This is a genomic window from Streptomyces triticirhizae (genome assembly GCF_003696235.1).
Classification (GTDB): domain Bacteria; phylum Actinomycetota; class Actinomycetes; order Streptomycetales; family Streptomycetaceae; genus Streptomyces; species Streptomyces triticirhizae.
In genome coordinates this window covers 1-9449 of sequence record NZ_RFFJ01000214.1, presented here as the reverse complement: position 1 = coordinate 9449, position 9449 = coordinate 1, and the positions used below count along the sequence as shown (strand labels likewise).

The following is a 9449-nucleotide window of genomic DNA, read 5'->3' as shown; positions in this document are numbered from 1 at the left end:
CGAGCCGGGCGCGCCCCAACGCCCCGGCAGGGGCCGGCCGTTCGCGACCGGCCCCCGCCCCGCGACGGGCACCCCCGGGGCACCACCACACCACCGGCGCACCCTCAGCACGCCCCCCCGACCACCCCTGACCACGGAAGGGTTTCTTAGCCATGTGCGGATTAGCCGGCTGGGTCGACCACGCCGGGCTCGGCCCCGACGCGCAGGCCGTCGCCGAGAAGATGAACGACCAGCTCACCCACCGGGGCCCCGACGGCTCCGGGGTGTGGCTCACCCGCCGCGCGGTGCTCGCCCACCGCAGGCTCTCCGTGATCGACATCGAGGGCGGCGCCCAGCCGATGACCCTCGCCGAGCCGGGCCGCGTCGAGCCCCGCTGGGTCGTCACCTACAACGGCGAGCTGTACAACCACCGGGAACTGCGCGAGGAGTTGACCGCGCGCGGCCACCGCTTCCGCACCGCGAGCGACACCGAGGTGCTGCTGGCCGCCTGGGCCGAGTGGGGCGCGGATTCCGTCGGGCGGCTCAACGGGATCTTCGCGTTCGCCGTCTGGGACGACCGCGAGGAGACCCTCTGGCTGGTCCGCGACCACCTCGGCGTCAAGCCGCTGCTCTACCACCACGACGGCGGCCGCCTGATCTTCGGCTCCGAGGCCAAGGCCATCCTCGCCCACCCCGACGTCGAGACCGAGGTCGACGAGGACGGGCTGCGCCAACTCGCCCTGCCGCTGCTGAAGTTCCCCGGCACCAACCCCTACCGGGGCGTCGCCGAGGTCCTCCCGGGACAGGTGCTCTCCTTCACCAGGAACGGCGTGCGCACCCACCGTTACTGGGACCTCGCCGAGGTGGTCGCCCGCCCCGCCGCGACCGAGGACCCGGACGAGGCCGTCGCACGCCTGCGGTCGCTGCTGCACGACACCGTCACCCGGCAGACCATCGCCGACGTGCCGCTGTGCACCCTCCTCTCCGGCGGGCTGGACTCGTCCGTCGTCACCGCCATCGCCGGCGGCCTGCCCGAACGCGCCGGCATCGGCTCGTTCTCCGTCGACTTCACCGACGCCGCCGGCTCGGCCGACTCCCGCTCCGCGCAGGACCGCCACCACGCCCGCGAGGCCGCCGAGTTCATCGGCACCCGGCACGCCAACATCGTGCTCGACGCCCGTCCGCTGTCCGACTCCGCCGAGCGCGACGCCACGGTGCGCGCCCGCGACCTGCCCAACGGCTTCGGCGACCTGGACACCAGCCTGCTCCTGCTGTGCCGCGAGATACGCCGGCACGCCACCGTCGCGCTCTCCGGCGAGGCCGCCGACGAGATACTCGGCGGCTACCTGTGGTTCTCCGAGCCCCGGGCCGTCGCGGCCGACACCTTCCCGTGGATGGCCGACAGCCCCGCCCACGGCTATCTCCACCAGCGGGTGATGGGCACCCTCGACCCCGACCTCGTGCGGAGGCTGCGGCTGGAGGAGTACCTGGCCGACGCGTACGCCACCGCGCTCGGCGCCCTGGACCTCGACCCCGCGCTGGAGCCGCGCGAGCGCCGCCACCGGGAGATCGTGTACCTCGCCCTCACCCACTTCCTGACGATGCTGCTGGACCGCAACGACCGGCTGAGCATGGCCAGCGGCCTGGAGGTGCGCGTCCCCTTCACCGACCACCGCGTCGTCGAACTCCTCGTCACCCTGCCGCGCGCCATCCACCATGCCGGCGGCCGGGAGAAGGGCGTGCTGCGCGACGCCGCCGTCGGGCTGCTCCCGGAGAGCGTCCGCGAGCGGCGCAAGTCGCCCTACCCCACCTCGCCCGACCCGGACTACTCGCGCCGGCTGACCGACCACCTCGCGCGCGTGCTGCGCGACCCGCCCGAGGGGTTGAGCGACATCTTCGCCGCGCCCGCGCTCGACCCGCGCCACATCGGCGAGGCAGCCCGCTCCCACGGCCTGGTCAGCAACTTCGAGGGCGAGGTCATCCTCAACTTCGCCTCCTGGCTGCGCCAGTACGCCCCGCGCCTGGCCCTCTGAAGCGCCTCCCCGCGCCCGCCCCGTTCACCGAAAGACCCGGGAGCCCACCCATGACCACCAGCGACACCCTCCGACAGACCCGCGACCACCTCTGGCTGCATCTGACCAACCACGCCCGGCTCGCCGCCGGCGGCGAGGTCCCCGTCATCACCCGCGCCGAGGGCGCCTACTTCTGGGACGACCGGGGCCAACGCTTCCTCGACGGGCTCTCCGGACTCTTCGCCGTCAACGTCGGCCACGGCAGGCCCGAGCTGGCCGAGGCCGCCGCCCGGCAGATCCGCGAGCTGGACTACTTCCCCATCTGGGGCCATGTCCACCCGCGCGCCGCCGAGTTGGCCGAGGCCCTCGCCGAACGCGCGCCCGGCGACCTCAACCGGGTGTTCTTCACCAACAGCGGCAGCGAGAGCGTCGAGACCGCCTGGAAGCTCGCCAAGCAGTACTTCCGCGCCGTCGGCCAGCCCACCCGCCACAAGGTGATCAGCCGCGCCATCTCCTACCACGGCACCACCCAGGGCGCGCTCTCCATCACCGGACTCCCGCAGCTGCGCGCCCCGTTCGAGCCGCTGGTGCCCTCGGGACACCGCGCCCCGACCACCGACCGCTACCGCGCGCCCGCGCACCTGCGCGAGGACGAGGCGGCCTTCGGCCGGTGGGCCGCCGACCGGATCGCCGAGGCCATCGAGGCCGAGGGGCCCGAGACCGTCGCCGCGATCTTCCTGGAGCCCGTGCAGAACTCCGGCGCCGCGATCCCGCCGCCCGCCGGCTACCTCGCACGGGTCCGCGAGATCGCCGACCGCTACGGGGTGCTGCTCGTCGCCGACGAGGTCATCACCTCCTTCGGCCGGGTCGGCGACGCCTTCGCCATCAACCGCTACGGCGTCACCCCCGACATCATCACCGGCGGCAAGGGCCTGACCTCCGGCTATGTCCCGGCCGGCGTCGCCGTCGTCAGCGACCGCCTCTTCGAGCCGTTCACCCGCCCCGAGCACACCTTCGCCCACGGCCTGACGTTCGCCGGCCACCCCGTCGCCGCCGCCGTCGCCCTGGAGAACCTCGCCATCTTCGAGCGGGAGAAGCTCAACGAGCGCGTCCGCGACCACGAGGACGCGTTCGCCGCCACCCTGGCCGGCCTCAGGGACCTGCCGATCGTCGGCGACGTGCGCGGCGCCGGCTACTTCTGGGGCGTCGTGCTGGTCAAGGACCAGCACACCCGCGAACCCTTCACCGGGCCCGAACGCCGCCGCCTCATCGACGAGTCGCTCGCCCCCGCGCTGCGCGCCGCCGGGCTCCACGCCCGCATCGACGAGCGGGGCGACCCCGCGATCCTCCTCGCGCCGCCCACCGTCGTCGGCCCCGAGGAGTTCACCTTCGTCGAACAGGTCCTGCGCTCCGCCCTCACCGACGCCTGGCGGGGGCTGTAGACGCATGGCGGAGATCCTCGACCCGACCGTCCCGCCCGCCGCACCGGCGCGGCGCGCCGGCCACGCGGCGCGCCGGGCCGGCTCGTTCGCGGCCGTGGTGCTCTCGGCGTACACCCTGGCGTTCTTCCTGCTCTACGCGCTGCCCAGCGACCCGGTGGCACTGATGCTGGAGCGCCGCTCCTCCGGCGCCGGCGGCGCCAGCCCCGAGCGGATCGCCGCGCTGCGCGAGGCCCACGGCCTCGACGACCCGCTGCTCCTGCGCTACCTCACCACGCTGGGCCGGCTGCTCACCGGCGACCTCGGCACATCCTTCCAGTCGGGCCGGCCGGTGCCCGAGGTGTTGGCCGCCGTCGCCCCCGGCACGCTCAGCCTCGCCGCCGCCGCGCTCGTCATCGCCGTGCCGTTCTCCGTCGCGCTGGCCCTGGTCACCTCCTGGCGGAGCGACGGCCTCGCGTACCGGCTGCTGCGGCACGCGCCGGCGCTGATCGCCGCCATCCCCGCGTTCTGGCTCGGCCTGCTGCTGTTGCGGCTGTTCTCCTTCACCCTGGGCTGGGTTCCGTCCTCCGGCGGCGAGGGGCTGGCCGGGCTGGTGCTGCCCGCCGTCGCCCTGGCACTCCCGGTCTCCGCCGCGCTGGCCGCCGTGCTGGTCCGCTCCCTCGACGACGTGCGGCAGGCCCCGTTCGTCGAACTGCTGACGGCCCGTGGGCTGCCCTGGCGGCGCGTCTACCTCGCCCATGTGGCGCGCAACGCGCTGCTGCCGTTCGTCACCCTCGCCGGCCTGACCGTCGGCGGGGTGCTGGTCGGCACCGTGATCACCGAGACCGTCTTCGCCAGGGCCGGCCTCGGGCGGCTGCTGGCCTCGTCCGTCGAGACCCAGGACGCGCCCGTGATCCTGGCCATCACCGTGCTGGCCGCGCTGGTCTTCGCCACCGTCAACCTCGCCGTCGACCTGCTCTACCCGCTGCTCGACCCGAGGCTGCGCCGCGAGAACGGGGGAGCGCCGGCATGACCGCCCCCGCGCCCGCCGCCACCCGCCGGCGCGCCACCGCCCCCTGGCCCGCGCTGCTCGTCCTCGCCGCCGTCGGCCTGGCCGCGCTGCTGCCCGAACTCCTCGCGCCGCACGACCCGTTCACCCAGAACGTCACCGAGCGGCTGGCCGGACCCACCGCCACGCACCCCTTCGGCACCGACGAACTCGGCCGCGACCTGCTCAGCCGCGTGGTTCACGGCACCCGCGCCACGCTGGTCACCGCGCTGCTCGCGCTGGCCTTCGCCTTCGGCCTCAGCCTGCTGGTCGGGCTGGCCGCCGGCTACCTCGGCGGCCTCGTCGACCGGGTGCTGATGGCCGGCGTGGACGTGCTGCTGGCCCTGCCCTCGCTGCTGATCTCGCTGTTGATCGTCTCCGGTCTTGGCACAGGACCCGGCAACCTCGCCGTCGCCGTCGGCATCGCCTCCGTGCCGGCGCTCGCCCGCGTCACCCGCGCCGAGGTGCTGCGCGTCAGCTCCCAGCCGTTCGTCGAGGCCGCCGCCGGGTTCGGCGTCGCGCGCCACCGCGTGCTGCCGCGCCACGTGCTGCCGCACGCGCGCGGCCCGATCAGCGCGCTCGCCGCGCTGGAGCTGGCCACCATGGTGCTGTCCGTCTCCGCCCTCAGCTTCCTCGGCTACGGCACCCAGCCGCCCGACCCCGAGTGGGGCACCCTGATCGCCGGCGGACGCGACTACTTCGCGACGGCCTGGTGGCTGACGACCCTGCCCGGCGCCGTCCTCGCCTGCGTGGTGCTGGCCCTGCACCGCCTGGGCCGCGCCGTCGGCCACGCCAACGAGGGGCTGACGCCGTGACCGACCTCCACCACGCGACCAGCGCCCCGGCGCTCGCCCTCGAAGGGCTCACCGTGCGCTACCCGCGCCCCGGCCGGAACGCCGGCGGGCTGCTCGCCGTCGACGACCTGTCCCTGACCGTCGAACCCGGCCGGACCCTCGCCGTCGTCGGCGAGTCCGGCTCCGGCAAGTCCACCACGCTGCACGCCCTGTTGGGCCTCACCCCGCGCACCGCCCACGTCGCCTTCCGCCGGCTCGCCGTCCGCGACGGGGACGGCGAGGCGCCGCGCGAGATCGCCGACCCCCGGGCGCTGCGCGGCCGTTCCGTCGGCCTGATCCCGCAGGACCCGGTGCGCGCCCTGGACCCGCTGGTGCGGATCGAACGCCACTTCGCCGAACTGCACCGCCACTTCCTCGGCCTGACCGACCGGGCCGACAGCCGCGCCCGCGCCGTCGCCGCCCTCGCCGACGTCGGCGTGGACCGGCCCGAGGCGCGGCTGCGGCAGTACCCGCACCAGCTGTCGGGCGGGCAGCGCCAACGCGTGCTGATCGCGCTCGCCCTGGTCGGCGAGCCGCGCCTGCTCCTCGCCGACGAGCCGACCTCCAACCTGGACACCACCGTCCAGCGGCGCGTCCTCGACCTGGTGGACCGGGTGCGGGCCGAACGCGGCCTGGCCGTGCTGCTCGTCACCCACGACATCGCCGTCGCGGCCGAGCGCGCCGAGCGGCTGCTGGTGATGCGGCACGGCCACGCCGTCGAGACCGGCCCCACCCGCGAGGTCCTGACCCGCCCCCGACACCCCTACACCCGCGAGCTGTTGGCCGCCCTGCCCAGCCGGCTGCCGCCGCGCCGCCCGCGCCCGCGGGCCGCCGACGAGCCGCCGGTGCTGGCGGCGACCGGCCTGGCGAAGTCCTTCGGCGGCGGGCGCGGCGCGCCCCGCGTGCCGGCCGTGCGGGACGTCGACATCGCCCTCCACCGGGGGCGCACCGTCGCCGTCGTCGGCGAGTCAGGCGCCGGCAAGTCCACGCTGCTGCGCCTGCTCACCGGCCTGGACCGGCCCGACGCCGGAACGGTGACCCCGCCCCCCGGCCGGGGCGCTGGCCGCGCGGCGACCCGCCGGGTCCAGCTCGTCTACCAGAACCCGGCGCGCAGCCTGAACCCCGCGCTGACCGTCGGCCAGATCGTCGCCGAGCCGCTGCACGCCCACCGCGTCGGCACCCCGGCCTCCCGCGCGGCCCGCGTCCGCGAGCTGCTCGCCCAGGTCGAACTCCCGGCCGAGACGGCCGCCAGCCGCCCGCCGCGGCTCTCCGGCGGCCAGCTCCAACGGATCGCCATCGCCCGGGCGTTGGCCCTCCAGCCTGACGTGCTGGTGCTCGACGAGCCCGTCTCCGCGCTCGACCAGGCCGTGCGGTTCGCCCTGCTGAGGCTCCTGACCGAACTCCAGGAACGGCTCGACGTCGCCTACCTGCTGGTCTCCCACGACCTCGGCGTGGTGCGCGCCGTCGCCGACGAGGTGCTGGTCATCCACCGGGGCCGGATCGTCGAACGCGGCCCCACCGAGGACGTGTTCACCGCCCCCACCAGCCCCCACACCCGCGCCCTGCTGGACGCCGTGCCCACCCTGCCCGAACCCGGACCGCCGCCCACCCGGCCCCTCCGGAAGACGACCCCGAACCCGACCACCAACCCGACCGAGCAGCAGAACAGGACGACCACGCCATGACCCGCACCACCCGCCAGGTCCCGCTCGCCCTCGCCACCGCCGCCACGCTCCTGCTGGCCGGCTGCGGCGGCTCCGCCTCCTCCACGGACGCCGGCGACGCGACCCATCTGCGGATCGCCTACGGCTGGTACCCGACCTGCTTCGACTACGCCCAGTCCAACCCGTTCGCCCTCTTCGGCCGGCAGGTGCTGGACACCCTGCTCAGCGAGAACCCCGAGACCGGCGAGATCGAGCCCTATCTCGCCGAGTCCTGGGAGACCCTGGAGGACGGCCGCGCCTACGAGTTCACCCTCCGCGAGGGCGTGACGTTCAGCAACGGCGAGGAGCTGACCGCCCAGGTCGTCGCCGACAACTTCGAGACCCTCCGGACCCTCGCCGAACAGGGCGTCTCGCCGACCGTCGACGCCTATCTGCGCGGCTACCACCACGCCGAGGCGCTCGACGAACGCACCGTCAGGATCGCCTTCGACGAGCCCAACGCCGGCTTCCTCCAGGCCAACACCGAGGGCCAGTTCGGCATCGTCGCCCCCGAGTCCCTGGCCCGCACCCCCGAGCAGCGCTGCGCCGAGGGCACCGTCGGCACCGGCCCGTTCGTGCTGGATGAGGCCGTCCAGGACGAACGCGTCGAGTACGTCCGCCGCGACGGCTACGACTGGGCGCCCGCCGCCCACGGCCGCGAGGGCGAGGCCGCCCTGGAACGGGTCACCATCCAGATCGTCCCCGAGGAGAGCGTCCGGGCCGCCGGCGTCCTCTCCGGCGAGTACGACGTCGCCTACTCCATCACCGACTCGGGGCTCGCCCAGGCCGAGGGCCAGGACGGCGTCCAGACCGTGCTCGCCCCCGACCGCTCCGTCGTCAACACCCTGGTCGTCAACACCGCCGACCCCGTCCTCGCCGACCCGGCCGTCCGCCGCGCCATCCAACACGGCATCGACCGCGAGGAGTTCGTCGACACCTTCTACGGCGAGGGCGTCGAGCCCGCCACCGACGTGGTCTCGCGTGGCCACCGCTTCCACACCGACCGGGGCGAGGCGCTCGCGCACGACCCCGACCTCAGCCGCTCCCTCCTCGAAGAGGCCGGCTGGCGCGTCGGCGAGGACGGGGTGCGCGTCCGCGACGGGCAGCGGCTTGAGGTCGGCCTGACGTTCGTCGGCTCCGACATCGGCGCCTCGACCGCCGGCTGGGAGTACCTCCAGAGCGGCCTCGCCGAGATCGGCGTCGCCCTCGAACTGAACCAGGTCTCCGACGCCGAACAGGCCGACCTGCGGGCCTCGGGCGACTGGCAGCTCGCCGTCTACCAGGGCGCCAGCCGGGGCGACGCCGACGGCATCGCCGCGTTCTACCACACCGAACTCGCCCAGTGGACCGGGCAGGCCCCCCGGCCCGAGGTCGACGAGCTGCTCGCCGAACAGGCCACCACCGTCGACCCGGAGCGCCGCCGCCAGCTCGTCGACGAGGCGGTGACCATCCTCGTCGAGGAGGGCTACGGCATCCCGCTGTTCGACTCCGCGCAGGTGCTGCTCGCCCGCGACTCCGTGCGCGACCTGACCTTCCCCGTGAACGCCTGGGAGCCGATCCTCCACCGCGTCACCAAGGACTGACCACCGGCACCGAGGGACGCCGCCGCCACCCGCCGACCGAGCCAGAGCGAGCCGAGGAACCGCATGACCAGCCCCCTGACCGCCCCCGTGACCACACCGCCGACCACGCCCACCCTGCTGCTCAACGCCCAGTACCTGCCGACCAGTCGGGACTGGCGCACCGAGGCGGGACGCGCCGACTCCCCGTTCCTCGTCGACACCTTCGTGCGCGAGGCCAGGCGCGCCGAGGAGGCCGGGTTCGACGCCTTCTTCCAGGCCGACTTCTCCGGCGTCAACCGCGCCGCGCTGCGCGCGGGACCGCCCCTGACGGTCTTCGAACCGTTCCAGGCCGCCGCGCTGATCGCCTCGGCCACCAGCAGGATCGCCGTCCTGCCGACCGTCTCCACCCTCCACACCCACCCGTTCTCCGCCGCCCGCTCCCTCGCCAGCCTGGACCGGATCTCCCGGGGCCGCGCCTGGGTCAACGTGGTGTCCTCCTTCCGCTCCGGCACCGCCATCGGCATCACCCGCGCCACCCCGCCCGAGCGACGCCACGCCCAGACCGAGGAGTTCCTCGACGTGCTGCGCCGGCTGTGGGCGAGCTGGCCGCCCGAGGCCAACCGGCCCGACCCGGCGCGGGACCGCTTCGTGCGCGAGGAGCTGATCCAGGACGTCGTCCACCACGGAACGTTCTACGAGCAGACCGGGCCGCTCGACATGGCCCCCTACTCCGCCGCGTTCCCCTTCGTCCTCCAGGCGACCTCCTCGTTGGCCGGGCTGCGGCTGGCCGCCCGCACCGGCGACGGCGTCTTCGCCGGCACGCCCACCCTGGGCGCCGCCCGCGCGCTGCGCGCCATCCTGCGCGCCGAGACCCGCGCCGCCGGCCGCCCCGCC

7 protein-coding genes are annotated in these 9449 nt (G+C 74.9%); all 7 read left to right on the top strand.

The window, feature by feature from the left end; genetic code table 11:
- The first annotated feature begins 152 nt into the window (after positions 1-152).
- On the top strand, positions 153-2012 hold the full coding sequence (gene asnB, locus EBN88_RS25650) for an asparagine synthase (glutamine-hydrolyzing) (RefSeq protein ID WP_122399437.1): 1860 nt from the start codon (positions 153-155) through the stop codon (positions 2010-2012).
- A gap of 50 nt (positions 2013-2062) precedes the next feature.
- Entirely contained in the window at positions 2063-3433 is a 1371-nt protein-coding gene (locus EBN88_RS25645) for an aspartate aminotransferase family protein (RefSeq protein ID WP_122399436.1), read from the top strand.
- Positions 3434-3437: 4 nt separating this feature from the next.
- Positions 3438-4442, top strand: coding sequence for an ABC transporter permease (locus EBN88_RS25640; protein ID WP_122399435.1), 1005 nt, complete (start codon positions 3438-3440; stop codon positions 4440-4442).
- Positions 4439-5272: an ABC transporter permease gene (locus tag EBN88_RS25635; protein ID WP_122399434.1), complete on the top strand. Its 834-nt coding sequence runs from the start codon at positions 4439-4441 to the stop codon at positions 5270-5272. The genes EBN88_RS25640 and EBN88_RS25635 overlap by 4 nt, the downstream gene beginning before the upstream one ends.
- Positions 5269-6975: a dipeptide ABC transporter ATP-binding protein gene (locus tag EBN88_RS25630; protein WP_122399433.1), complete on the top strand. Its 1707-nt coding sequence runs from the start codon at positions 5269-5271 to the stop codon at positions 6973-6975. Before EBN88_RS25635 ends, EBN88_RS25630 begins: the two co-directional genes overlap by 4 nt.
- Positions 6972-8576 (top strand): ABC transporter substrate-binding protein, encoded by a 1605-nt coding sequence (locus tag EBN88_RS25625; RefSeq protein WP_122399432.1) that lies wholly within the window; start codon positions 6972-6974, stop codon positions 8574-8576. Before EBN88_RS25630 ends, EBN88_RS25625 begins: the two co-directional genes overlap by 4 nt.
- 63 nt (positions 8577-8639) lie before the next feature.
- Positions 8640-9449 (top strand): LLM class flavin-dependent oxidoreductase (locus EBN88_RS25620; RefSeq protein WP_122399431.1); only part of this gene is annotated, 810 nt, incomplete at its 3' end.